Consider the following 24,950-nt stretch of genomic DNA (forward strand, 5'->3'; position numbering starts at 1 on the left):
CTCAGCCGTGGAACGGCGAATTATATTGGGGTGCGGTCGGATTCGGCTTGGCAAGGATCCACGCGGTGGTCGACGGCATCATGGCCAGCACGAGCGTCGTGATGGGGAAGATAAGGCCGAGGAACGTGAATACGCCGCCACCGCCGTAGGTTCCGTAGCCGGCTGTCATGGCCGCGCTCACGCCGAAGCTGAGCAGGCTGCTCACGATGGCCAGCGCACAGCCTCCGACGACGAGCCACCGGCCGATCATCTTGCGCTGAAACAGCAGCACCGCGCCGGTGAGGAGCACCAGCCCGAAGATGAATCCGATGCCGATCCCGATGACCAGCATGGCGTACACCCCGCCCGACACTTCGGACGAGATGCTCGACTCGCTGTTAATCGCGGCCAGACCGATGATCGCGAGCAGGCCGCCGCCGATGCCCGCCAAACCGCCGAGGGCCGCAAGGACGGCCGCGATGATCCCGGTTGCGCCGCTCGGACCTCCGGGCGGCAGCGGCTGGTATCCGCCGCCGGGGTAACCGCCCTGCTGCGGATATCCCGGTTGGGAGTAGCCGCCGGGGGGTGGATAGCCCGGCTGTTGCGGGTAGCCGGGTTGCTGGGCATAGCCGGGTTGCTGGGGGTTGCCAGGCTGCTGCCCCGGAAACCCTTGCCCGTAGGGCCCGTACGGATAGTTCACGCATCCCCCTCGACGACAGGATCAAGGAGCTCAGCCTATCGATCCGGCGGCCGTGGTGCGCGCAGAACTTTTCAGACGGATTTCGCAGCTCGGGTCAGGTTCGGGTAGCCTGGGCCGGTTGCCGACGCAGGCGACCCTCCTGCCACGGAACACGCCGTGGCCGCAACGACCATAGGAGGTGATGAGGTTCTAATGCGTCCATACGAAATCATGGTCATTCTCGACCCCACACTTGACGAGCGCACCGTAGCTCCGTCCCTGGAGACGTTCCTGAACGTCGTCCGCAAGGATGGCGGGACTGTCGACAAGGTCGACATCTGGGGCCGTCGCCGGCTGGCTTACGAGATCGCCAAACACGCCGAGGGTATCTACGCCGTCGTCGATGTGAAGGCGGAGCCCGCCACCGTGTCCGAGCTCGACCGTCAGCTCAACCTGAATGAGTCGGTGCTGCGGACCAAGGTGATGCGGACCGACAAGCACTAGGCGATAAGCGCTGCCGTCTGTCGTGCGCGTTGCGTAGGCTCGCGCGCAACAGGCTTGTCCCCATGAGCGCTTGCGCGATGAGCGCCAACACCGTTCCAGGAGGATCTCGTGGCTGGTGACACCACCATCACAGTTGTCGGAAACCTGACCGCCGACCCGGAACTGCGCTTCACCCCGTCCGGAGCGGCCGTCGCCAACTTCACCGTTGCGTCGACGCCGCGCATCTACGACCGCCAGAGCGGTGAGTGGAAGGACGGCGAGGCACTGTTCCTGCGTTGCAACATCTGGCGGGAGGCCGCCGAGAACGTGGCGGAGAGCCTCACCCGGGGTTCGCGGGTGATCGTCACCGGGCGGCTCAAGCAGCGGTCCTTCGAAACCCGCGAGGGTGAGAAGCGCACTGTTGTCGAGGTCGAGGTCGACGAGATCGGTCCGTCCCTGCGCTACGCGACGGCCAAGGTCAACAAGGCCAGCCGTAGTGGCGGTGGCGGCGGCGGTGGCTTCGGTGGGGGCGGCGGCGGTGGATCCCGCCAGTCCGAGCCCAAGGACGACCCGTGGGGCAGCGCTCCCGCGTCGGGCTCGTTCAGCGGGGCCGACGACGAGCCGCCCTTCTGATCAACAACGAAATTTTGCAAGGAAGAGATAACCAATGGCCAAGTCCACAAAGCGACGGCCGGCACCGGAAAAGCCGGTCAAGACCCGTAAGTGCGTGTTCTGCTCCAAGAAGGGCAAGGGGCAGATCATCGACTACAAGGACACCGCGCTGCTGCGCACCTACATCAGCGAGCGCGGCAAGATCCGTGCCCGCCGGGTGACCGGCAACTGCGTCCAGCACCAGCGCGACGTTGCTGTCGCCGTCAAGAACGCCCGCGAGGTGGCTCTGCTGCCGTTCGGCTCGTCGACGCGGTAGGGGATAGATCAATGAAGCTGATTCTCACTGCTGAAGTCGATCACCTCGGCATCGCCGGCGACACCGTCGAGGTCAAGGACGGCTACGGCCGCAACTACCTGCTGCCGCGCGGGCTGGCCATCGTGGCCTCCCGTGGCGCCGAGCGCCAGGCCGACGAGATCCGTCGGGCGCGCGAGACCAAGGAGATCCGCGGTGTCGAGCACGCCAACGAGCTCAAGACCGCGCTCGAGAACCTGGGCGAGGTTTCGCTGCCGGTGCACGCCGCAGCCGACACCGGCAAGCTCTTCGGTTCGGTCACCGCGGCCGACGTCGTCTCGGTGATCAAGAAGGCCGGTGGGCCGAACCTGGACAAGCGCACGGTGCAGTTGCCCAAGGCGCACATCAAGTCCGTCGGCAGCCACGAGGTCACCATCCGGCTGCACGCCGGGGTGGAGGCCAAGGTCTCGCTCAACGTCGTCGCGGAGTGATCGTCACGCGCTGACACCAGCATTACCCGCCCGGGTCGGGAGCCCTGCCAGGCTCCCACCCGGGCGTTGCTGTATCTGGCTGGCGAACATATTGAGCGAAAAGCTGGACAGCGAATCTAACCGGGCGTTAACCTAGGCGGCCCTTGCGGGCAACACAACACGCCCGAGGTGGCAACCCGGCACGACACGCCGAGAAACTTCCCATCCACAGTTTTTCAACCACCGGTCAGTGCGCTGAGCTGGGGGTATGGAAACTGACTTCGTAGTAATCCACAGGTTCTCCCCAACGCGTCAACATCACTGCACACAGATATCCCCATGCCATCCACAGGTTCATCAACAGCCCGGCTTTCGGGGGCCGCCAGCAACGTCTACCGTAAGCTGCCGCGAGGCGTTCCAACGATCTGTCGGAACCTTGTTTTACAGTTGCAGTGCCGTTTCGAATAGACGTTCGAGCTATGTCGCAGGCATGTCTCGAAAGGGGGTGGGGAGTCCGTGGCTGTCGTGGACGACCTGGGGCATCCGGATGGATCGCCCGATATGGACGGCCCGCCGCCGAGCGAGGACTTCGGCAGGCAACCCCCGCAGGACATGGCTGCCGAGCAGTCCGTGCTGGGCGGCATGCTGCTCTCCAAGGACGCCATCGCCGACGTGCTGGAGCGGCTGCGGCCCGGCGACTTCTACCGCCCCGCGCACCAGAACATCTACGACGCGATCCTGGATCTCTACGGCCGCGGTGAACCCGCCGACGCCGTTACCGTCGCGGCAGAACTCGACCGGCGCGGTCTGCTGCGCCGCATCGGCGGCGCGCCCTACCTGCACACCCTGATCTCGACGGTGCCCACGGCGGCCAACGCGGGTTTCTACGCGGGCATCGTGGCCGAGAAGGCACTGCTGCGCAGGCTCGTGGAGGCCGGCACCCGCGTCGTGCAGTACGGCTACGCCGGGGCCGACGGCGCCGACGTGAGCGACGTCGTTGACCGCGCGCAGGCCGAGATCTACGACGTCACCGAACGCCGCGCCTCAGAGGACTTCGTGCCGCTCGAGGATCTGCTGCAGCCCACCATGGACGAGATCGATGCGATCGCGTCGCAGGGGGGCATCTCGCGTGGTGTGCCGACCGGTTTCACCGAGCTCGACGAGATCACCAACGGCCTGCACGCCGGCCAGATGATCATCATCGCGGCGCGCCCCGGTGTGGGGAAATCGACTCTGGGGCTTGACTTTATGCGGTCCTGCTCCATCAAGCACCGAATGGCCAGCGTCATCTTCTCGCTGGAAATGAGCAAGTCCGAGATCGTCATGCGGCTGCTCTCGGCCGAGGCGAAGATCAAGCTGGGCGACATGCGTTCGGGTCGGATGAGCGACGACGACTGGACCAAGCTCGCCCGCCGGATGAGCGAGATCAGCGAGGCCCCGCTGTACATCGATGATTCGCCGAACCTGACCATGATGGAGATCCGAGCCAAAGGGCGGCGGCTGGCCCAAAAGGCGGATCTGCGCCTCGTCGTGGTCGACTACATGCAGCTGATGAGTTCTGGAAAGAAGTATGAATCTCGTCAGCAAGAAGTGTCGGACTTTTCGCGTAGCCTCAAATTGATGGCAAAAGAATTGGACGTCCCCGTGGTGGCAATTAGCCAGCTTAACCGTGGACCTGAACAACGCACAGATAAGCGCCCGCAAGTCTCTGACCTGCGCGAATCCGGATCACTTGAACAAGATGCGGATATGGTAATGCTTTTACATCGGCCCGATGCATTTGACCGAGAAGACCCGCGCGGCGGCGAAGCGGACATTATTCTCGGCAAACATAGAAATGGCCCTACTGCGACAATTACGGTCGCACACCAATTGCATTTGTCACGATTTACGAATATGGCGCGATAGCGTGAGCGGACTGTAGGTTCTCAAGTTTGACTGCACTTTCTCAAGTTCGGCTGCACTAGGACTGCACTTGTGCAGTGAACGTGAGACACACCGGGGACGGATCGGTGGATTCCGCCCGTGAGATGAGATGGTCGAGGTGTGTCCGGTGGTGGACGGGCCGCCGACGCGACGGTTTCCGTCCGAAACAAGGAGACCCTGGCCGAGTATTCGACCGACTGGGGTCTCGTGACCACCGATCTGCTCAGCGCGGCGATGCCCTGGAGAACGTTTAGGTGGTATCGCGGGCAGAAGCACTACTCGGGCACCTACTGGTCGTCGACCGAACGGTCTCACGTCATCTACGAGTCTCGCCTGGAATTGGCCCGGCTGCAGTACGCGGATTTCGATGTCGCAGTGCGACGTATCGTCGCGCAGCCGTTTCTCTTGAAGACGAGAGTCGATCGGCGAGTGCGTCGGCATGTGCCGGACTTCTTGCTCATCGATGAGCAAGGGATCCATCGTTGGAGACGTCAAACCCCTTGCACGGCTGGGTAAACCAAAGGTCTCTTTCACACTTGACTGGACCAGGAAGATCGTGGAGGGACATGGCTGGCGTTACGAAGTCTGGAGCGAACCGTCGGCGACGGAACTCGAGAATGTCCGCTTCCTCGCGGGCTTCCGTAATCCAAGGTGTTTCAACGACGAGCTAGTGGAATCGATCCGGCAGCACGAACTCGCCGGCCGCACTTTGGGCGAGGCTTTGAGTATCGACTTCGGCGCACCACCTGCCCTGGTGCGCTCTGCTGTCTTCCACGCGATCTGGAACCAGTACTTCACCGTCGATATGGTGGAGCCACTGACGAGATCAGCGATCCTGACGAAAGGGCCGGGAGCATGAGCAATTCCGCTGTGCGAGTGGGAGTGGGCACGCGGGTGGTCTTCGACGGCGAGCTCCTGGAGGTCGCCGAACTACATGCGGGACAGTTGGGCACCGAGACCGTGCTGCGATCATGCCGAGGGCAGAGCGGATTCGTGCGAATAGCACTGCACGAATTGCTGATGAGCCGGCGAGCGAGCCTTGTCGCGGACACACACGGCGGAGGCGGCCCGGATGATGCCGGGGAGCCCGCTGACGTTGTGCTGTCGGCGATATCCGAATCGGACAGAGCGATCATCGCCGAACGAGCGGCGCACGTGCGTGAGGTCTTGACCGGGTACCGATCAGGGGCAGCGGAGCTGGCGGCGCCCGACGAACCGCGGCCGTCCTACGACGTGCGGCTCGCGCTCACCGAACGATATAAGGCGAAAGCGGCTGAGCTCGAAGTGAGTCTGCGCACTATCAAGCAGTGGGTCGCAGACTTTCGTCAACACGGAGAAGCAGGTCTCGCCCGCAGTGCTGTCAGCCGCCAAAAGCCGCTGGGGCTCGTCGATGAGCGCTGGGTGGAAACCGCACTCGAAGTCATGGTCGAACACACCGAACAATCACGGCCCTCGCGACTCATGGTGATCGACCGGACCAACGCCCGGGTCGTTGCGCGCTACGGGCCGGACGCAGTCAAGCAGCCCAGCCGCGCCACTGCGTATCGAATTCTCGAGCAGTTGGAGAACCGGCATCCAACCTTCCGGTTGAGTACGAAGAGGAACCGCGACATCGCTGATCGGCCGGATGACCCGTACGGGAAGCTGCGCCCGACCCGGCCAGGCGAATACCTACTGATGGACACCACGCGGCTGGACGTGTTCGCGCTGGACCCGATCACTCTGCGGTGGGTGCAGGCCGAACTCACGATCGGGATGGGTTGGTACACGCGCTGTGTAACCGGGATCCGGGTAACGCCGGTGTCTACGAAGTCGGTGGACGCTGGATCTGTGTTGTATCAGGTTTATAGGCCGCGTCCCGCGGGAAAGGACTGGCCAGCTCATGCGGTATGGCCTGAGCAGGGCGTCCCGCGATCGGTCCTGATCGATGTCGATGCGGTGGAAGAACCTCAGCGAAGAGGCCTACGACGACTACAATCGTCAACGCCGCGAATGGCACGCCAATCTCGGCCCGATCAAGACACCGCAGCTGGCTGCCCTGCATGAAGACTTGTGGGACATCGTTGACAGCAACGCCCAGGACGGCGACAAGGCCAAAGGCGCGGTGCCGATCGACGCATTTCCCGGACTAGGGAAGACGTGCTCCCGAGTCGATTCTGATCGTCGAGAACCGCAAACTCGGTCACACCCTGGACATCCTCGCACCCGGCCTGGCCGTGCTCTATGGGTTGGGATCCGGCGTCACCTCACTGGCGGATCTGCGGTGGACCGCCCGCGAAGACGCTCATGTACTGGGGAGACATCGACCGTGCCGGCCTGGCCATACTCGCCTCGCTGCGCCGCGGCGGAATGAACGTGAAGTCTGTCCTGATGGATGAACAAACCTGGGACCGCTACCCCAACCAGCAGCACGACAGCGCGCGCGACCAAGGCCTCAGCGACGCCGACGTGCCAGTGGGCCTGCATGATTCCGAGCGGAGGATCTACGAGCGACTCAATGAGGAGCACCGCTACCGCGGCAAGGACCGTCAATTGGAACAGGAACACATCCCCATCGCGGATGTAATCACGGCCCTCAGGGCGTTTGTTGTTTGCAGACCTCAACGCACGTGATTCTATTCGGAAGTGACCCTAACGCTTGTGCAAGCATTGAGCGTCCAATCGAGCGAGATCTTGCAAAGATCCAGGGGGCACTGTGACGGTTAGTGATGACACGACGGGCAACGCCGACGCCTTTGGATTCGGACTTCACGGCATCCGAATCGGAGGGGGTGAGATGCTGCCACTTCCGGGGCCGGGGAGTGTCACGGCGGTGGTCGGTGCGAACAACGTCGGCAAAACGACGCTCCTCAACAACATCGTCCAGATTTTGCGGTCTCAATCGCTAGCGAGGTCGGACGCGCCATGCGTTGTCACCGAGATGCTGAGCCCTTGGGGAGGCACCCCGGAGGACATGATGGCCTGGCTCAGGGCCAACGCGCGATTTGAGGAGCGCGACGGGCGCACCCAGATCAATCGCAAGCAGCAGGCTTACCAAGCGAATATCGTGGCCGCATGGCGTCGGGACAGTCCGACCCCGATGAGCCTCACGCCGTGGTTCGTGTCTCACCAACGGCCCGCCGAGCGCATCGAAGTCTGTCAAGGGACGGGCCAGTTGGCCACGATTGGGGATGCGCCGACACATCCGATGCACGTCATACGCACCGATGAGAAAGCCCGCCGTCAAGTGCATGAAGTGGCCGAAAAGATCTTCGGCATCAACCTGTACCTCGATGTACTTGCTTCAAATCTTTACTACCGCATCGGAGACCCCGGTCTTCCAACCCCTAGTGTCAATGAAGTAACTGCCGACTACGCCCACGCGGTTGCCGAGTTGCCGATGTTGAATGATCAAGGCGACGGTATCCGCTCGACTCTTGGCCTACTCATTCCCCTGATCACAGACAACATGCCGTTGACTTTGATTGATGAGCCCGAGGCGTTTCTACATCCCCCGCAGGCCAGGATCGTCGGCAGCGAGATCGGAAAAACTGTACAGGAGAACCAATCTCAGGTGATTCTGGCAACGCACGACAAGAACATATTGCTTGGTTTGATTGAAAGTGGTGCACCAGTCACGATTATTCACCTGACACGCACCGACGAAGGTGCCGAAGCCAAGCAACTCAAGGTCGATGATGTTAAGGCGCTATGGGAAGACATCACGCTCCGGTACGGGGACGCACTGGATGGGCTGTTTCACTCAGCTGTAATCATTACCGAAGGCGACCGTGACTCACACTTCTATGCGGCCGCGATCGACACAGTGCACACCGATAGCTCCCCAGATTCGCCAGCCCACAACCTGATGTTCGTTGGCAGCAACGGCAAACAGAATCTGGCGAAATATGTTGCACGACTTGATGCTCTCGGAGTGCGCACCGTCACCTGTCCTGATCTCGACATCCTTAACGATGCCAAGAAGTTGCGAGCTCTCGTCGAAGCCCACGGAGGAGATTGGAGCCAGATTGAGTCGGACTACAAAAAGGCGACAGCAGAGTTCCTCGGTGTGCCGAAGCCCCCGACAGTCGAGAGCGTGGCGACTGCCATCGAGGCAATATTCGACCAGAATGTTGATGAGGTACTGACCGAAGGCCTCGCTAGAAGGATTGCTGATGCTGTAAAGCTTCCCGCTACTGGCTGGGGAGGGCTTAAGTCGTACGGCACCTTGGCATTCAAAGCAGACAAGGCGGCGGCGGCCAGGCTTCTGGATGCTTTGGATCTCATGGGCATTGTCACTGTCCGAGTCGGCGTACTTGAGAATTTTCTGACAACCAAGAGTGCCCCCAAAGGTCCTGGGTGGTTGCCAATTGCTTTCGCCGAGAACGCTCACACGACCGCCGCTGCACGAGAACAGGCGCGCCGATTGCTGACGGCGGCGGGCGTTCCCTAGCGGGAATTTCACTGCGCGCTACGTGAGCTTCGCCAAGGTCGGCTTGGCGGCGTAGCGCCTGTAGGAAATGCAGCGTTTCGTGAGATAAACGTCGGTGCAGCGCCCGTGAGACACGATGTAATTGCCCAGTTCAGGGCCGTGTGCCGGTGCAGTCAAACGTGAGAACCTACAGGACAGGCTCTTCTTTTTCGTCGTTGCTACTGCAGGTGACAAAGAAGCGGCGCCGGACACCGGGCTTAACGCCGCGTCAATACCGGTCTTCTTAGCTGGCAAGCACCCTATTCTTGACGCAGCGGGGAGTCGGTACCCCGGATTGGCGGTGCTCGCATGACGGCTGCTGACGTGACGTGTGTGACATGCGGCACCGGACTGCGTGAGAACGCGAAGTTCTGTGACGAGTGTGGAACCGCCGTTTCGGCCGCGGCGGAACCGGCCGAGTACAAGCAGGTGACGGTGCTGTTCGCCGATGTGGTTCGGTCAATGGATATCGCGGCTTCTGTGGGTGCGGAGCGGCTCCGCGAGGTGATGACCGAGCTGGTCAACCGATCCACGTCTGTGATCCAACGCTACGGCGGCACGCTGAACAATTTCACCGGCGATGGAATCATGGCGTTATTTGGTGCGCCAGTAGCGTTGGAGGACCACGCTTTTCGCGCCTGCCTCGCGGCGTTGGAGATCCAGGACGAGACCCAACGCCTAGCCGCCGAGCTTCAGCACCGCGACGGGATCGCGCTGCAGCTGCGGGTCGGCCTCAACTCGGGCGAAGTCATCGCAGGTGAAATCGGTTCACACCCAATGAGCTACACGGCAGTGGGCGAACAGGTCGGAATGGCCCAGCGAATGGAATCGATCGCGCCGCCGGGCGGAGTGATGATCAGCGAGACGACGGCCCGATTGGTTCGCGAACACGCGACGCTGGGTGACCCGGAGATGGTGCGCATCAAGGGCAGCGAAACCCCTGTGCCCGCGCGTCGCCTCTACGGAACCGCTCACGCGCCTCCCGGAGTAGGCCGGCGCGAATCGCCCCTGATCGGGCGGGCGTGGGAAGCGGATGCGTTAGCCCGCATCTCAGAGCGAGCATTCGGTGGAGTTGGAGTTGTTGCCGGACTGGTGGGTCCAGCAGGCATCGGCAAGAGTCGGCTCGCCCGGGAAGCGGCATCGGCGGCAAGAGGCCGTGGCATCGAGGTCTTTTCGACCTACTGCGAATCCCACACGCGCGACATCCCGTTTCTTGTCGTCGCACGGCTGCTGCGGGCCGCCTTCGGTGTAGGCGCTATGCCACCCGACGACGCCCGGTCACATATCCGCAACCAACTCCCACACGCGGACGACGAAGATCAATTACTCCTCGGCGATCTCCTCGGCATCAATGACACCGGTGGCGCACTACCCGATATCAGTCCCGACGCCCGGCGCCGGCGACTTACTGCTCTGCTCAACACGGCCACACTCGAACGCCGTACCCCGGCAATGTACGTGGTCGAGGACGTCCACTGGATCGACGAGGCTAGTGAGTCCATGCTCGCCGAATTCACATCCATCGTTTCCCAGACCCCATCACTGGTCGTTATCACCTACCGCCCGGATTACCACGGCCAGCTGTCGCGCGGCGGCGGGTCTCAGATCATCACCCTTGCACCATTGGATGGTTCGCACACCGCAGAATTGGCTCGAGAGCTACTCGGCGGGGATCCATCGGTGGCAGATTTGGCGGCCGTGGTCGCCGAGCGATCTGCCGGCAACCCGTTCTTCGCCGAAGAAATAGTGCGCGACTTAGCCGAACGCAACCTACTCCAGGGTGAACGGGGCCGTTACACATGCGCTGGAAACGTCATCGACGTCAGTGTCCCGGCCACGCTCCAGGCGACAATCGGTGCCCGCATTGACCGGTTAGCCCCACCCGCCAAGAGAACCCTGCACGCTGCAGCGGTAATCGGTGCGCGATTCGGTTCCCAGCTACTGGCCGGCCTTCATGAGGGAGCCGAGGTGTCCCCTCTGGTCGAGGCAGAACTCGTCGACCAGGTTACGTTCACACCCCGTCCTGAGTACGCCTTCCGACATCCGCTGATTCAAAAAGTTGCCTACGAATCGCAATTGAAGTCGGCGCGCGCGGATCTGCACCGCCGGTTAGCGACCATCATCGAACAAGGCGACCCTGAGTCTGTGGACGAGAACGCCGCGATGATCGCCATTCAATGGGAGGCAGCTGGTGAACTCCGGCCGGCCTTTGCCTGGCACATGCGAGCTGGCAACTGGTTCAACTACCGCGACGTGCGAGCGGCACGGACGAGCTGGCAGCGAGCAAGAGATGTGGCCGACCAACTACCGACCGACGACCCGGAGCGGCCAGCGATGCGCATAGCACCGCGAACGCTGCTGTGCGGCACGACCTTCCGCGTCGGCGGTGGTCCTGAAGACACCGGATTTGACCAGCTGCGAGAGTTAGCCGTGGCCGCAAATGACAACGTGTCCTTGGCGATCGGCATGGCCGGCCACCTCACGACGCTCGCATTCAACTCGCACTATCGGGACGCATTGCAGTTGGCCTCGGAACTCGACGCACATGTGGAGGCGATCGGCGATCCGGCACTGACCGTCGCGCTGCTGTACGCGGCCGCCCACGCGAAGTACGAGGCTGGGGAAGCGTCCGAATGCATCGGGCTGGCACAACGTGTCATCGACCTGGCCGACGGTGATCCGATCAAGGGCAATGTGATGCTTGCGTCACCGTTGGCGTGGGCGTTGGCGGTGCGGGGCGTGGCCAAGTTGTGCCTGGGGATCAGTGGATGGAACGGCGACATCGAACAAGGCATGGTGCACGCGCAGCCTTTCGACGCGACCGCCCGCATTGTGCCCGCCCTGTACCGATATTCCTGCGGCATCCCAAACGGTGCGCTGCTGCCCGATGCGGCGGCCGTACTGCACACCGCTGAGCTGCTGAAAATCGCAGAGCAGTCCGGTGACGACACGGCCGTCGCGCTCGCCCAACTCAATCGAGCTGTTGTGCTTGCCCATCAAGACGGCTCCGAGAACAAGGCCGCTTTTGACTTGCTCGGCCAGGCCCGCAATGCACTGCGTCGCATCTCCGGAGGGCTCAGACGGATCGCCGACATCGAAATGGCGCGCCTGAAGGCGCGTTCCGGTGATACTGAGGGTGCCATCGAGCTCGCGAACGTGGTCTTCGATGAGCAGTTCGACACCGGCGAGATGATCTCACGCGGTCCAGCGGCCACCGTGCTGGTCGAGTCGCTACTCACCGAGCCAAGCCCCTCTGATCGCAAGACTGCGATGGATGTCATCGAACGATTGGCTGCCGTGCCGATCGACCCGGGTTTCGTGCTTCACGAGATTCCACTACTCAGACTGCGAGCAATGTTGGCCCGCATTGACGACGACCAACTTGCCTACCGCACCTATGTCGATCGCTATCGGTCGAAGGCATCGGCGGTGGGCTTCGAAGGACACATCGCGATCGCCAACACCATGTAGTCGACGTATTCATGTATTCGGGATGGTCGTACAGGTAGGGAAGAAGCGTCCGGGTACGGGTGAACGTCTTAGGCGTAGGAATCGCCGACGTTCGTGAGGCAAACCTACACCGACGACGAATCGCTTGGCGTTCGCAGACGCTCGGCTCAAAGAAGTGAGCAACCGCCCCGTGGGCCCCAGGTACGGTCAACCTAGGCCAGCGTTTTGCTGGCGGCTTCTCTCGAATCGGTCGTCCTGCGGAACGCAGGGCGATCTCAGAACGACGCCAGAGTGACGGGGAGGATCGACCGTGAAGGGTTGGACGATGGCGGGCAGTCATCCCGCTGACTATGAGTACAAACCCACGGGGGAGACCGTCGACAACAACGTTGTGGTGCGTCTGCGCGCCGTAAACGACACGGCGGACGGATTCGGCACCATGATGCAGGTGATCGCTCCGACAAAGTATCTCGGAACCCGTGTCCGGCTGTCTGGTTCGTTGAAGGGCAACGATATTGACGGTTGGGCGGGCCTCTGGCTGCGGGTCGACGGTCAACGGGGCGCTCCGTCGGCCTTCGACAATATGCAGGACCGCCCAGTCCGGGGTTCGACCGATTGGTCCCGTGCAGAAGTCGTCCTCGATGTCGACGAGCACGCGACCGCAATCGCTTTTGGGGTGCTGCTCTCTGGAACGGGGTCCGTGGACATCTCGAGCCTTCGTTTTGAAGAAGTCGACTCGGGCGTTCCAGTGACTGGGGTGCCGCAGGTGACCGAACCGGTGAATCTCGACTTCGCGGACGAATGACCGCTGACGCGGCGGTCCCGGGGTTCGAGTTAGGCGCTGGCGTGTCCAATCGGAAGTTGCGTCGACCGGTCATGTGACGGCCAGGTCGCGATGCCCGGGGGCCGCTCCATCGGGGTAGGACTGGCGGACTTCACCCACCAGGGCCTATTGCGCCACCGAACCGGCGGAGTGCGGACCGAACTCGTTGGCTATCACCGCCACATTGTCGGCGGGGAAGCCGCCGCAACGTGCGTGCTCGCGGATCGCTTCCTCGCTCGGCGCCTCGTGAAGGCAGTAGATCTTGTCGCCTGCGACGTAGCTGGTGATCCACCGGTACGGCACGCCCAGGCTGTCGACGACACTGTTGGACTTCGCCGCGATCTCGGCCAGTTCCGCCTCGGTCAGCTCGCTGGCGCCCGCGATCTCCCGCTCGATGATGTATCGCTTCATGGGTCTCTCCTTGGCTGGTTCAGGTTCCACGACGGTCGTCGCGGTCGTACTGAACAGTGCCTCCAGCGGATCGCGCGATCCTGACGGGATCCTGAAATTGGCAGGTCAGAGACTTGTGATTGTCACTCGTAGCCAGGGCGCGCGGTAACGGCGGCACGATGGGCAATCATTGCGGCGATTGCCGGGCGCGGGACCGAAACTTGGGGAACGCTGTACGTCGATGGCGGTGGAGTTTCGGATCCTCGGCGAGGTCGAGGTACTGGTTGACGGCCGGGGCCTCGACGTCGGTCATGCGCGCCAACGGTGTGTGTTGGTGTCGCTGCTCGTCGACGTCAATCGCCCGGTTTCGCCCGACCAGCTCACGGACCGGGTATGGGCCGATGAGCCGCCTCATAAGGCGCGCAATGCGTTGGCGGCCTACATCTCTCGGCTGCGACAGCTCATCGCCGGCAATGACGGGGTGCGGATAGTCCGCGGCCCGGGCGGTTACATGCTGCAAGCCGATGCACAGACGGTGGACCTCTACCTGTTTCGTGACAGGGTGTCCCGTGCTCGGATGGTATCGGTCTCGGCGGACGCCGCAGGATTGTTCGACGCTGCGCTCCAGTTGTGGCGCGGTGAGCCGTTCCCCTCGCTCGATACCCCTTGGGCGAACGAGGTGCGGGCCTCGCTTGAGGCCGAGCGGTTTTCGGCGGTGCTGGATCGCAATGACGCGGCGCTCGACGCAGGCCGCCACGGTGAGTTGCTCAACGACCTCGCAGCGACCGGGCAGTTGTATCCCCTCGACGAGCGGGTGGCTGGTCAGCTGATGCTGGCGCAGTACCGGTGTGGAAGGCAAGCGGCTGCCCTGGAGACGTACCGTGCGATGCGCGAACGGCTTGTCCAGGAGTTGGGTGTCGACCCGAGCCCCGCTTTGCAGGCGGTGCACCAGCAGATCCTCGCCGGCGATCCGCAGCGGCCTGCCGCGCGGGTTCCTGCGTTTCCGGTCACGCAACTCGCCGTCGCGAAACTCGCCGAGGCCCCGGCGGTCATAACCGTGGCAGAGTCTGCGATTCCTCGGCGGCCAACCCGGCTCATCGGCCGCGAGGAGGCCGTTCAACGCGTACTTGACGCGTTCGGCGACGGTCCCGTTGTCACGCTGACGGGTGTAGGGGGTGTCGGCAAGACCCGGCTGGCGCTCGAGGTCGCGGCCAAATACAACGTCAGTGATGCCGACGGCGCGTGGGTCTGTGAGCTGGCGCCGCTCAGCGATGGTTCCGCAATCGGGCGGACTGTGGCGGCCGCGTTGAGGGTGCAGGCCAGTTTCGGGCAGACCTTCGACCAGGCGGTGGTCGAACATCTGCGCCCGCTGGAACTGCTCCTCGTCGTCGACAACTGCGAGCACGTGCTGGACGAGGCGGCGGCGCTCATCGACCGGATCGCCGCAGAGTGTCCGGGTGTGAAGGTGCTGGCTACCAGCAGAGAACCGCTCGGGCTGGATGGCGAGCGCATCGTTCCGGTGCCGCCTCTGGCGGAGCACCACGCCGCCGAACTCTTCGCCGAACGGGCAAGGGCCAGCCGGCCGGATTTCGACCCGGGCCGTGAGCCCGTGGGCGCGGTCGCAGAGATCTGTCGCCGCCTCGACGGTGTGCCGTTGGCGATCGAGCTGGCTGCGGCACGGATGCGTGCGATGAGCAGTCTGGACGTTGCGCGCCGGCTGGATCGACTGCGCCTCCTCAGCGGCGGCAAGCGGGGCGCCCATCCGCGACAGCAGAGCGTGACGGCGACGATCGACTGGTCGTACCGATTGTTGTCCGAATCCGAACAGCGGTTGTTCGTGCGCCTTTCGGCCTTTGCAGGCGGGTTCGATCTGGAAGCGGTTCACCGGGTATGCGCCGATGACGGCACCACCGATGACGACACGTTCGACATCCTGCTGAGTTTGGTCGACAAGTCGATGGTCGTGGTCCGGACCGGCCCCGCGGGCACCCGATACGACCTGCTGGAAACTCTGCGCGCATACGGACGGGAACGCTTGCAGGACAGCGGACTTGTCGACGCTGTGGCGTCGCGGCATGCGCGCTACTTCATCGAGCTCATCGAGCGCGCCTCGGTTGGTCTGCGCGGACCTGATGAAGCGGCATGGGTGCAGCGCATCTTGCCCAAGGCCGGTACGACCTATGCCGCACCGGATTACGACAACCTCCGCACTGCGTTCGAGTGGGCCATGGCTCGCCAGGACGTCGACCTGGCGCTTCGGCTGGCGACGTCACTGCCGGAGCTACACCTGCGCATCGGCTACCACCCCATGGACTGGGTGGAGCGGGCAGTTCAGGCTGCCGTCTCCGATCATCCGCTCTTTCCGGCGGCCGTAGGCACCGTGGCCCGCGGCTATCAGGTTCTCGGCGAATTCGCGCATGCCCGAGCGGTGTTGGGCCTGGCCGAAGCGCGCGAGCCCGCACCTGGCGTCTCGTTTCTCGCCCATCCGGCGGATGTGCTCGCCGACATCGTGATGAACGAAGGCGACGCGGTCACGAGCACGGCCTACTTCGAGGACCTGTTCCAGAAATCGGCAGAGGACACCGATCCAATGAGATTGGTATTGGCAGCAGAACGAATCACGCTCGGCCATCAGGCGATGGGGACATTGGGTTCTGCGTTGCAGTCCGCCGAGCAGGCGATGCGGATCGCAGAGGCCACGCGAAATCCGACGGTGCGGTCCTTGGCCGGATCCGCGCTGGGCCGCGCCCTGTCCGAGACCGAGCCGGAGCGGGCGCTGAAGATCTTGGCTGAAGCCGGAGAATTGGCCACCTCGGTCGAGAACAACTGGCTGATCGCAATGGCCATAATGGAATCGGCCACGATCAATACGGTGCGCGGCGACTTGGCCACGGCGGCGCGATATTTCGTGAGCGCGCTGGATCTGTTCGTGGTTGGTGGGCCCGGCCGGGTGATACCCCTGCAGTGGGACAACCTGAGACGTGTGACGAGGTTCCTTTTCCGTGCAGGTGCCGCCGAGGCGGCGGCGCTGCACCACGCGATCGTTGCGTCTGGCCGAGTGCCGCCGCTGAGCGCCGCCGAGGTCGCCGACCTCGACGGCGCAGACAGCGTGATGCTGACCGATGAGGACATCATCGAATACACACGAACGGCCTTGACCCGATACTGCTGACTACGAGCAGCATCCGTCGCAGATGCCGGGCGCCGTGAAATCCTTGACGATCTGCTGGCTGATCTGGGTTCTGGCCCCGCCGTCCGCGTCGACGAAAGTCGCGGCGGCGTAGATCTCATCGAGGTCTTCACCCGTAACCCGGTCGGGGTCGTACCACTTGGTGCCGTCGGCGTTGAGATCGTATCCTGGGACTGACAGCTCGCGTTGGTACTCCAACCCGCCGGGGCCCGACCTGAGAAAGCCGCCACCGTCCGAATGCCGGTGCGGCACTTGCAGGTAGGCGATGCTGATATCGCCTTCGTGGCCGTTGCCGTCGTCGTCCTGCAGGTAGTACTTCATGTGGCCGGGCCTGGCCGGATTGTCGTCGATGTGGATGAGATATCCCTCGGCGTCGGCCTGCGTCATCGGGAACACACCCCTGATCGTCACGCGGTAGTAGCCCGGCCGCCCGAAATCGGGGCACATGAAAAGAGTTGCGCCGCTTGGTTTGGGGGCCGCGCCGGCCGGTAGCACACCTGAGACAACCGTCGCGAGAACGACCACACCGAGGGTCGCCAGCGTCTTGCATGCGTTCATTGCGGAGCTCCTGTCCTGGTGGGTTCGAACGGTCATTGGCAGCAGCCGTCGCAGATACCCGAGACCTCGAAGTTGCGTGTGATCACCTGAGTGACGGCGGACCGTTCGCCGCCGTCGCCGTCACGGAACGTCGCGACGGCATAGACCTCGTCGACGTCGTCGTCGGAGCCGGGCTGCTTGTAGTCCTCGTTGAAGTTCGGTCGGGGTACGACCATTTCGCGGCGGTACTCGAGGCCGGCGGGTCCGGCCTGCAGATACCCCTCACTGGTGGTCTGCGTCGTCGGGTAGAAGCCGTAGCCGATGTCGTAATCGGAATTGTTGCCGGGGTTGTCGGCCTTGAGTTGCACCCGCAACCCACCGGGGCCCGGGCCGCCTGGATGATTTCCGTCGTTCATATGGATGAGGTAGCCGGCCGCATCGGGCTGCTGCATCGGATAGGCGCCCTTGACCGTGATTCGGTAGCTGCTGGGATTCCCGACATCCTGGCAGATGTAGAGCATCGCGCCGTCGGTCTGCGATGGGGCTGCCGTTGCGGCACTTGCGGTGAGACCGACGACCGTCGCGAACGCGGCCGCGCTGCCCACCACCGATGCCAGCTGTTTGATTCCGTTCATTGCTGATCTCCTGAAACTGAGGGCCTGCGCCCCGTAGTTGATGACGGCATGACCGTGCCCGGTCGGCGTTGCCGGGTACTGAAGCAGTCATGAAAGCCGCACGTCCAGGCGGAGTGGAATCGCGGCAACCTCGTCATTTCATCGTCGTGCAACTTTTCGCGAAGGACTGGGGGTCACTGTCAGGGGCATCCGAAAGCCCCATATCGAGAGGAAGCCCCATGAGCGCCAAACCGCCGGCGAATGCAGTTGCCGGCCCAAAGATCGGCAGCTGCCCGGTTCTTCATGACACCGCAGGAAGCGGTCACACCGATCGAGAGACACTGAAGGTCGCCGCGCTGCTGTACGGCGCGGCCAGCTACGCAGTGTTTCTCGGGGTATTCCTGTACGCAATCGGGTTCGTCGCAGACGTCGTTGTGCCCCGCAGCGTCGACCGCGCGAACCACGCGCCGGTGTGGCAAGCGATGATCATCGATCTCGGCTTGTTGACCGTGTTCGCGGTGCAGCACAGTGTGATGGCCCGGCCCTCCTTTAAGCGTTGGTGGACCCGTTTCGTTCCGGCCACCATCGAACGCAGCACCTACGTGCTCTTCGCGTCGTCGGCACTGGCACTGGTGTTCTGGCAGTGGCGTTCGATCGGCACAACGGTTTGGCAGGTGGATCCCACGCCCGCCCGGGTGGCGGTATACGCATTGGCGGCCATCGGTTGGTTCACCGTGCTCGCATCGACATTCATGATCGACCATTTCGAGCTGTTCGGCGTTCGTCAAGTGGTGCTCGCATGGCAGTCAAAAGGCAATGCGGAGAAAGGGTTCCGTACGGTCCTGCTCTACCGGCTGGTGCGTCACCCGCTGATGCTGGGGTTCCTGATCGCGTTCTGGGCAACGCCAACCATGACGGCTGGGCATCTTTTGTTCGCCGTCGGCACCACCGCATACATTCTGGTCGCGCTGCAATTCGAGGAGAGAGATCTGATCGGCGCACTGGGCGAGCCCTATCGCGAGTATCGCGAGCGTGTGCCCATGCTTCTTCCGCAGCCGTGGCGATCACGATAGCCACCGAGGAGTCGGCGATGCGTGAAACAGAACCATTCCGGGCGTTTGTCGACGGTGACGACCGCCAGCTCAAGGCCGCGCACCGGGCGCTGTGGGCGTCGGGTGACTATCCGGCGGTCGCCGCTGACCTCATCTCCGAGCTGGGGCCGGAGCTCGTTCGAGCTTGCGGTGTCCGTCCGGGCCTTCGCGTTCTCGACGTGGCTGCGGGCTCGGGCAACGCGGCAATTCCGGCTGCCGCAGCCGGAGGCATCGTCACCGCGAGCGATCTGACGCCGGAGCTGTTCGAGGCCGGTCAGGCGATCGCGGCAAGGCACAACGTCGAGCTGGAGTGGGTCGAGGCGGATGCCGAGGCAATGCCGTTCGCGAACAACAGCTTTGACGTCGTCATGTCATGTGTGGGTGCGATGTTCGCACCGCACCACGAGGCGGTGACCGACGAGCTGTTCCGGGTATGCATCCCTGGCGGAACGATCGGAATGATCAACTGGACTCCGGACGGGTTCATCGGCACCATGATCGCGACGTTCAGGCCTTATGCGCCGCCGCATGCACCGACCGCGCCCACGATGTGGGGCAACGAACATCACGTGCGAAAGTTGTTCGGAGACAAGGTCACCAACTTGCAGATGCGCCGGCAGTTGCTCCTGATGGACCATCGCGTGACCCCGCCGGCCTTCCGTGAGTATTGGAAGCTCAACTACGGACCGATCATCGCGGCATATCAGTTCAACCGCGACAAACCGGAACGCGTAGCCGAATTGGACGCGCAGTTCCTGGACTACCTCGAACGCTGGAATCAAAGCCGCGTGCCGGGGCGGACCTCCTACTCGGCGGAATACCTATTGATCACCGCAGTCAAGCGGTAAGGCAGAAGGAATACGATCATGTCCGGCTCGAACGAAGACAACGGATCCGAGAATCGAAACAGTGGCGGCCGCTGGCTGGGGTTGACGCCCTACCAGCAGATTTTGCTGCTCCCGCCAATCCTTTACCTTGGCGGGACGCTGGCCATTCCGGGCGTCCGTCCAGAGCTCTCCGTCGCGGGAGGAGCACTGGTGTTGGTACTGGTGCTTGTTGGTTTGTTCTGGCCGGGTGCCGCCGGGAGGCGTAGCAAGCGCGGCGGGCACGATGGCGACGAATCGCAGGATCCGGATTCACGTTGAGCGATCCGCGCAGAGCTTGCGACCTCGAAACAGCACCAGGATTACCGGACGTTTTCGCAACCGCCGCCGCACCGCGCGACGTAGGCTGGGTTCCCGACACCTACGCAGGCGCCGGGCCACGACGAAAGGTGTTCGCACAGTGAAGGTCACAGTGATGGGGGCCAGCGGCCTCATCGGGACTCTGCTCGTCGATCTGCTGACCCGGGAGGGTGAGGACGTGGTCGCCGCGTCCCGGCGCACCGGTGCTGATGTGCGCAGTGGCTTGGGGCTCGCCAAGGCCATGGCGGGTGCCGACACCCTCGTCGACGTCACCAATTCGCCGTCTTTCGACGACGAGGAGGTGATGGACTTCTTCGTGGGGTCGACCACGCATCTGGTGGCCGCGGCGCGGCAGGCCGGAGTGGGCCACTATGTCGCACTGTCGATCGTCGGCGCCGATGAACTCCCGGACAGCGGCTACATGCGGGCCAAGGTCGCCCAGGAGCAGATCGTCGCGTCGTCGGGGCTGCCGTACACCATCGTGCGGGCCACGCAGTTCCGGGAGTTCGCGTCGGCCATCGTCGAGTCGATGGTTGTCGAGACCGATGCGGATGTGAACGACGAGCATGACGTCCGGGTGCCGGATGCGCTGATTCAGCCGATTGCGGCCGACGAGGTCGCGGCCTTCCTGGCCGAGGTCGCGATATCGCCACCGCGCAATCACGTGATCGACATCGGTGGGCCCGAGAAGATCCCGTTCTCCCGGCTGGCCCGGGAGGTGCTGGCGATCCGCCACGACGATCAACGAGTGGTGGTCGATCAGGAGGCGACCTACTTCGGTACGAAGCTGAAGAAGGACAGCCTGGTGACCGGGGCCGGGGCGATGATCGCGTCGATCCCGTTCTGCTGAGCCTTAGATGTGCCCGCCGGGGAACATCGTCTTGACGGCCTGAGTGATGGTGTTGCGGGCGGCGGCTTCGCTCACGGGTTGCAGTGAGCTGATCGCCATGACGTACCGACGGTCCGGTCCGATCGCTCCGGTGGACACGTGCAGCTGGTTGGCCCCGTTCCAGCAGCAGAACCAGCCCTGCTTGACCGCGACCGGCTCGGCGTACAGGCCGTCCGGGATACCGAAGCGCTGCGGATATCCGTCGTTGCCCGTCGGGGTGAACTGCGCCAGGTTGGTCATGATCACGTTTGCTTGTTCGGGGGGCAGCCCGCCGCTGCCGTCCAACAGCTTGTCGTAGTACCGGACAAGGTCGCTCGCGGTGCTCTGCGTGACGTCCCAGTGCCCGTTGTAGGGCGCCGTGGTGCCGGTCAACCCGTACCGCGCCACGATGCGCGAGATGATGGCGTTTCCGCCACTGCGATCCCAGAAGGTCTGCGCCGCGCCGTCGTCGGAGGAACGCAACATCACGTCGAGCGACTTGCGGTCGGCAGCAGTCAGTTTCGTCTCGCCCTTCGATTCCTGCAGCAGCAGGTCGTCGGCGATGAACAGCTTCACCACGGAAGCGATCGGGAACGGTTGGTTGGCGCCGTTGGAAATGATCTGGCCGGTGTTGCGGTCCAGCACGACGACCTCGATGTCGGCCCCGGACTTGGCCGCCTCGGAGGTGGCTTGCAGGACGCGGCCGTCGAGACCGTCGAGCGTGGGCGGAGGAGCTTCGGCCAGTACCGGGGCCTGGGGGGCAACAGTGGCCTGGGGAACGGGCTCAGCGTCTGGCGGCATGCCCCAGACCTGCGCCTCGCAGCCCGTGACGAGCATCGCCACGCCGAGGACTGCCATGCTCGTCATCGCCCACTTCGACAGCTGCCGCCGCACAGATCCTCCGAAGATTCTCAGCCGGGTGACGTCGGGAACGGATTCCGCGCACTCCGGTCGTCTGAGCCTAACTGGACACTCCGACCGTCACAGAGGTGAACCGGGCTCGAGCCGGATGGAACGACGGGTGGACATCGCCCAGGCCAGTTCGTAGCCTGTCCAAGACATCGACAGCCGGGCCAGGATCGGTCCTTGCAGCGAAGGATCGTGACAGTCCGCATGACCCGGGTGCGCCATTCCCTTCGGCGAACGGTGTGCGGCGCGGCGGCCGCGGTCCTGGTGCTGGCCGTATCGGTGTTCGACGTGAACGCAGACCCGGCGGCTGACGCGCTGGCCAAGCTCAACGAGTTGTCTCGGCAGGCGGTGCAGAGCCGCGAGGCCGTCACAGCCGCCCAACGCGATGTCGACGCCAAACTGGCTGAGCAGACGGCGGCCGCGGACCGACACCGCGCCGACTTGGAGGCCCTCGCGGTCGCGAACACTCAGCTTCAACCCCATCAGGCCGCCGCCAACCGCGTGGCGGCAATGACCTACATGAGTGGCGGCGCGGGGCAGTGGACGGCGGTGCTGACCGCGGCTTCCCCGCAGCAGCTGATCGATCAACTGTCGCTGCGGCGGACGGTCGCCGCCGTGACGGCCGACCAGTTGAAGGCCTTCCAATCAGCACGCGAGCGCGCGGCGACCGCCGCGCAGGCCTCGGAGAAATCGGCCACCGACGCTCGTGTCGCGGCCGAGAAGGCGGCCCAGGTGCGGGCAGACCTGCAGGCCAAGTGGAAAGAACTGCTGCGCCAGATCGCCGCGGCGGAGGCTCAATACGCAGCGCTGACGCCGCAGCAGCAAGCGGTGATCGACAATGCGCCGCCGCAAAGTGTCCCGTCGGATCCGGCGATTGCCGCGATGCCCCCCGGTGACCTGGCTCCGGACGCATTGCCGGTCGGCGTCGCAAACGAGGCCGGGTTACAACCCAACACCGTCCTGGCTGCCCGGGCTGTCAGCGCGCAGTTTCCCCAGATCTCCGACATCGACGGCGTTCGGCCCGACTCGAAGCCGTGGCATCCCAGCGGTCTGGCGATCGACATCATGATTCCCAACCCAGAGAGCCCCGAAGGCATCGCGCTCGGAGACCAGATTCTCGCGTTCGCCATGAGTAACGCCGCGCGATTCGGGCTGCAGGATGTGATCTGGCGCGGCACGTATTACACACCGGCCGGTCCGCAAGCGTCGGGTTACGGCCACTACGACCACGTGCACATCACGACGACGCCGCGGCGCTGATCCCGCACGCAGAGTTCCCGTGAACATAATGTGCGCAATCTAGTGGGCGACACCGTAGCGACCGGACGATGGACGCGACATCGTCGACTGAGAGGCTGCGCGCGTGGTTTCACCCCAGGTTGCCGAACGCATCCGTAAACCGCACTGGTCACTGGCCCGGACGTGGCTGTTGCAGCCCGGCGTTCCGGATAGCTGCGAGGCGTTCGACGACGCAGCATCGGGCAGCGCCGACGCGGTTGTCCTCGACATCGAGGACGGGTTGCCCGATTTTCAGAAGGCTGCCGGCCGGCACGCGGTCGCCGAGTGGCTGACCGCGGGAGGGCGCGCGTGGGTGCGGATCAACACCGCGGGCACGCCGATATGGTCCGCTGACCTGGACGCCTTGGCCGGGGTTCCCGGGCTGGTCGGTGTGATGCTGGCCAAGACGGAATCCGTCGACGACATTGCGGAAACCACGACGCGGTTACCCGCCGGGACACCGGTGGTCGCGCTGATCGAATCGGCACTCGGCATCGAGTCGGCCCTCGCCATCGCGCGCGGTCCCGGGTGCGGCCGAATCGCCTTCGGTGTCGGGGACTTTCGCCGTGACACCGGTATGAGTGATGACCCCGCCGTGTTGGCTTACCCGCGGGCCAGGATGGTGATCGCGAGCCGTGCCGCCGGCCTGCCTGCTCCGATCGACGGCCCGACCCTGCGTTCTGCGTCCAACCACTTGGCACGCGACACGGCAGTGGCCAAATCCGCCGGGATGACGGGACGGCTGTGCCTGGATGCCGCGCACGCCGAGACGATCAACACTCTCTTGAGCCCGTCGCCGCTGGAGATCGATGAGGCGCGCCGCACGCTCGCGCGCCTGGACGCTCCTTCTGGTCCGTACGACGGAAGCGTCGGTCCCACCCGGGCCCGAGCGGAAGCAGTGCTCGATCTTGCGGCCAAACTCGGTGTCGACTGATTCAGATCTCAACCATGGTCGCCGACGTCCTTGAAACCCCGGTTCTTGACCCCATGCAGGTGGTTGATCATCGCTTGCCGTGCCTTCTCCGGCGACTGATCCCGGAACGCAGCCAGAATGGCGGTGTGCTCTTTGATGGCGTACTCCGCGTCTGTGACCCCCAGGCCGGTAAAAAGCCTGAACCTTTGCACCGATCCGCCGAGACAGTTGTAGGCCATCAGTAGGAAGCGGTTGCCGGCGCCTTCGGCTATGAGTTCGTGGAATCGCATGTCGGCTTGCCAGTAATCCCGGTACCCGGCGAATTCAGGCCCGCGCGGTGCGGTGCGCAGATCGGAGATCGACCGATCAAGTGCCTCGATCAGTTCGGGAGTGACTCGCTCGCAGGCACGGGCGGCATTGACCGGTTCGATGGTCAGCCGGGCGTCCATCAATTCACCGAGTTCGGCGGTGGTCGGCAGCGGCGCAACGCGGTAGCCACGCAGCGCGGCCCGGACCACCAGGCCAGTCACTTCGAGGCGGGCGAGAGCCTCGCGCACCGGCGTCGCTGAAACGTCCAGTTCACGAGCGAGGCCGTCGATGCTCAGGGACTCGCTCGGTCGGTACCGCCCGTCCATGAGCATTTCCAGCAGCGTGTCGTAGACATGGTCGGTCAGAACCTGTCGTACGGGTCGGGAGGCGACGCCTTCGGGAGCCACAAAAAAGATCCTATAGGAAATTCTTGACACTGGATCATCGATCCTAGATCCTATAGGAACTGATGTGACTCACATCTCAACCACATTCCATGTGGG

At 63.7% G+C, this 24,950-nt stretch carries 24 protein-coding genes and 1 pseudogene; 19 read left to right on the forward strand and 6 right to left on the reverse strand.

Annotated elements, in window-relative coordinates:
• Window position 1: 1 nt before the first annotated feature.
• Window positions 2-679 carry a hypothetical protein gene (locus G6N67_RS12300; protein WP_051578583.1) on the reverse strand — a complete coding sequence of 226 codons (678 nt, stop codon included), beginning with the start codon at window positions 677-679 and terminating at the stop codon, window positions 2-4.
• Between the two features lie 192 nt (window positions 680-871).
• Between G6N67_RS12300 and rpsF the strand changes: the two genes are divergently transcribed.
• The 12 genes and pseudogenes from rpsF (at window position 872) to G6N67_RS12355 (ending at window position 13,146) form a co-directional block, all read left to right on the forward strand.
• Entirely contained in the window at window positions 872-1,162 is a 291-nt protein-coding gene (rpsF, locus tag G6N67_RS12305; RefSeq protein ID WP_036430603.1) for a 30S ribosomal protein S6, read from the forward strand.
• Window positions 1,163-1,270: 108 nt separating this feature from the next.
• The gene (locus tag G6N67_RS12310; protein ID WP_067850002.1) at window positions 1,271-1,774 is read left to right on the forward strand and encodes a single-stranded DNA-binding protein; all 504 of its coding nucleotides are present in this window, start codon (window positions 1,271-1,273) and stop codon (window positions 1,772-1,774) included.
• 34 nt (window positions 1,775-1,808) lie between these two features.
• Complete coding sequence (rpsR, locus tag G6N67_RS12315) at window positions 1,809-2,069, forward strand: 30S ribosomal protein S18 (protein ID WP_036430607.1); 261 nt, start codon at window positions 1,809-1,811, stop codon at window positions 2,067-2,069.
• Between the two features lie 11 nt (window positions 2,070-2,080).
• Complete coding sequence (rplI, locus tag G6N67_RS12320) at window positions 2,081-2,536, forward strand: 50S ribosomal protein L9 (RefSeq protein WP_036430609.1); 456 nt, start codon at window positions 2,081-2,083, stop codon at window positions 2,534-2,536.
• Between the two features lie 495 nt (window positions 2,537-3,031).
• Window positions 3,032-4,423 (forward strand): replicative DNA helicase, encoded by a 1,392-nt coding sequence (gene dnaB, locus G6N67_RS12325; protein WP_036430611.1) that lies wholly within the window; start codon window positions 3,032-3,034, stop codon window positions 4,421-4,423.
• Between the two features lie 252 nt (window positions 4,424-4,675).
• Window positions 4,676-4,957, forward strand: coding sequence for a TnsA-like heteromeric transposase endonuclease subunit (locus G6N67_RS39180; RefSeq protein WP_230022740.1), 282 nt, complete (start codon window positions 4,676-4,678; stop codon window positions 4,955-4,957).
• Window positions 4,905-5,300: a hypothetical protein gene (locus tag G6N67_RS39185; protein WP_230022744.1), complete on the forward strand. Its 396-nt coding sequence runs from the start codon at window positions 4,905-4,907 to the stop codon at window positions 5,298-5,300. The genes G6N67_RS39180 and G6N67_RS39185 overlap by 53 nt, the downstream gene beginning before the upstream one ends.
• A pseudogene (locus tag G6N67_RS12335) lies at window positions 5,297-6,391 on the forward strand (transposase); the annotation flags it as partial. The gene G6N67_RS39185 and the pseudogene G6N67_RS12335, both read left to right, overlap by 4 nt.
• Before the next feature lie 336 nt (window positions 6,392-6,727).
• Window positions 6,728-7,054 carry a Wadjet anti-phage system protein JetD domain-containing protein gene (locus G6N67_RS12340; protein ID WP_036430613.1) on the forward strand — a complete coding sequence of 109 codons (327 nt, stop codon included), beginning with the start codon at window positions 6,728-6,730 and terminating at the stop codon, window positions 7,052-7,054.
• Window positions 7,055-7,136: 82 nt separating this feature from the next.
• Window positions 7,137-8,873: an AAA family ATPase gene (locus G6N67_RS12345; RefSeq protein WP_131524626.1), complete on the forward strand. Its 1,737-nt coding sequence runs from the start codon at window positions 7,137-7,139 to the stop codon at window positions 8,871-8,873.
• Between the two features lie 327 nt (window positions 8,874-9,200).
• Complete coding sequence (locus G6N67_RS12350; RefSeq protein ID WP_179976822.1) at window positions 9,201-12,362, forward strand: adenylate/guanylate cyclase domain-containing protein; 3,162 nt, start codon at window positions 9,201-9,203, stop codon at window positions 12,360-12,362.
• 289 nt (window positions 12,363-12,651) lie between these two features.
• Entirely contained in the window at window positions 12,652-13,146 is a 495-nt protein-coding gene (locus G6N67_RS12355; protein WP_131524628.1) for a hypothetical protein, read from the forward strand.
• 144 nt (window positions 13,147-13,290) lie between these two features.
• On the opposite strand, the gene G6N67_RS12360 is transcribed toward G6N67_RS12355, so the two are convergent.
• Window positions 13,291-13,575 (reverse strand): DUF4242 domain-containing protein, encoded by a 285-nt coding sequence (locus G6N67_RS12360; protein WP_036430616.1) that lies wholly within the window; start codon window positions 13,573-13,575, stop codon window positions 13,291-13,293.
• Between the two features lie 220 nt (window positions 13,576-13,795).
• Between G6N67_RS12360 and G6N67_RS12365 the strand changes: the two genes are divergently transcribed.
• Window positions 13,796-16,726, forward strand: a complete 2,931-nt coding sequence (locus G6N67_RS12365; RefSeq protein WP_036430618.1) for an AfsR/SARP family transcriptional regulator — start codon at window positions 13,796-13,798, stop codon at window positions 16,724-16,726.
• Here the strand turns inward: G6N67_RS12365 and G6N67_RS12370 are convergent, their stop codons facing one another.
• Both G6N67_RS12370 and G6N67_RS12375 read right to left on the reverse strand, forming a co-directional pair.
• A complete protein-coding gene (locus G6N67_RS12370) occupies window positions 16,727-17,302 on the reverse strand; it encodes a hypothetical protein (protein WP_051578586.1) in 576 nt (191 codons plus the stop codon). It lies immediately after the preceding gene.
• Window positions 17,303-17,334: 32 nt separating this feature from the next.
• A complete protein-coding gene (locus G6N67_RS12375) occupies window positions 17,335-17,916 on the reverse strand; it encodes a hypothetical protein (RefSeq protein WP_036430620.1) in 582 nt (193 codons plus the stop codon).
• A 218-nt stretch (window positions 17,917-18,134) separates the two neighbouring features.
• Here G6N67_RS12375 and mddA point away from each other — a divergent pair, with 218 nt between their 5' ends.
• The 4 genes from mddA (at window position 18,135) to G6N67_RS12395 (ending at window position 21,020) form a co-directional block, all read left to right on the forward strand.
• On the forward strand, window positions 18,135-18,968 hold the full coding sequence (gene mddA / locus G6N67_RS12380; RefSeq protein ID WP_081812460.1) for a methanethiol S-methyltransferase: 834 nt from the start codon (window positions 18,135-18,137) through the stop codon (window positions 18,966-18,968).
• A gap of 17 nt (window positions 18,969-18,985) precedes the next feature.
• Window positions 18,986-19,834, forward strand: a complete 849-nt coding sequence (locus G6N67_RS12385; protein WP_036434955.1) for a class I SAM-dependent methyltransferase — start codon at window positions 18,986-18,988, stop codon at window positions 19,832-19,834.
• Between the two features lie 18 nt (window positions 19,835-19,852).
• Window positions 19,853-20,131 (forward strand): hypothetical protein, encoded by a 279-nt coding sequence (locus G6N67_RS12390; protein ID WP_131524630.1) that lies wholly within the window; start codon window positions 19,853-19,855, stop codon window positions 20,129-20,131.
• 139 nt (window positions 20,132-20,270) lie between these two features.
• Complete coding sequence (locus G6N67_RS12395; RefSeq protein WP_036430622.1) at window positions 20,271-21,020, forward strand: SDR family oxidoreductase; 750 nt, start codon at window positions 20,271-20,273, stop codon at window positions 21,018-21,020.
• Between the two features lie 3 nt (window positions 21,021-21,023).
• On the opposite strand, the gene G6N67_RS12400 is transcribed toward G6N67_RS12395, so the two are convergent.
• Complete coding sequence (locus tag G6N67_RS12400; protein WP_051578890.1) at window positions 21,024-21,896, reverse strand: serine hydrolase; 873 nt, start codon at window positions 21,894-21,896, stop codon at window positions 21,024-21,026.
• 255 nt (window positions 21,897-22,151) lie between these two features.
• Here G6N67_RS12400 and G6N67_RS12405 point away from each other — a divergent pair, with 255 nt between their 5' ends.
• Both G6N67_RS12405 and G6N67_RS12410 read left to right on the forward strand, forming a co-directional pair.
• On the forward strand, window positions 22,152-23,207 hold the full coding sequence (locus G6N67_RS12405) for a coiled-coil domain-containing protein (RefSeq protein ID WP_036430623.1): 1,056 nt from the start codon (window positions 22,152-22,154) through the stop codon (window positions 23,205-23,207).
• 103 nt (window positions 23,208-23,310) lie between these two features.
• On the forward strand, window positions 23,311-24,159 hold the full coding sequence (locus G6N67_RS12410) for an HpcH/HpaI aldolase/citrate lyase family protein (RefSeq protein ID WP_051578587.1): 849 nt from the start codon (window positions 23,311-23,313) through the stop codon (window positions 24,157-24,159).
• Between the two features lie 8 nt (window positions 24,160-24,167).
• On the opposite strand, the gene G6N67_RS12415 is transcribed toward G6N67_RS12410, so the two are convergent.
• Window positions 24,168-24,854: a GntR family transcriptional regulator gene (locus tag G6N67_RS12415; RefSeq protein WP_036430624.1), complete on the reverse strand. Its 687-nt coding sequence runs from the start codon at window positions 24,852-24,854 to the stop codon at window positions 24,168-24,170.
• Window positions 24,855-24,950: the final 96 nt, after the last annotated feature.

The sequence above is a fragment of the Mycolicibacterium mageritense genome, from assembly GCF_010727475.1.
GTDB lineage: Bacteria > Actinomycetota > Actinomycetes > Mycobacteriales > Mycobacteriaceae > Mycobacterium > Mycobacterium mageritense.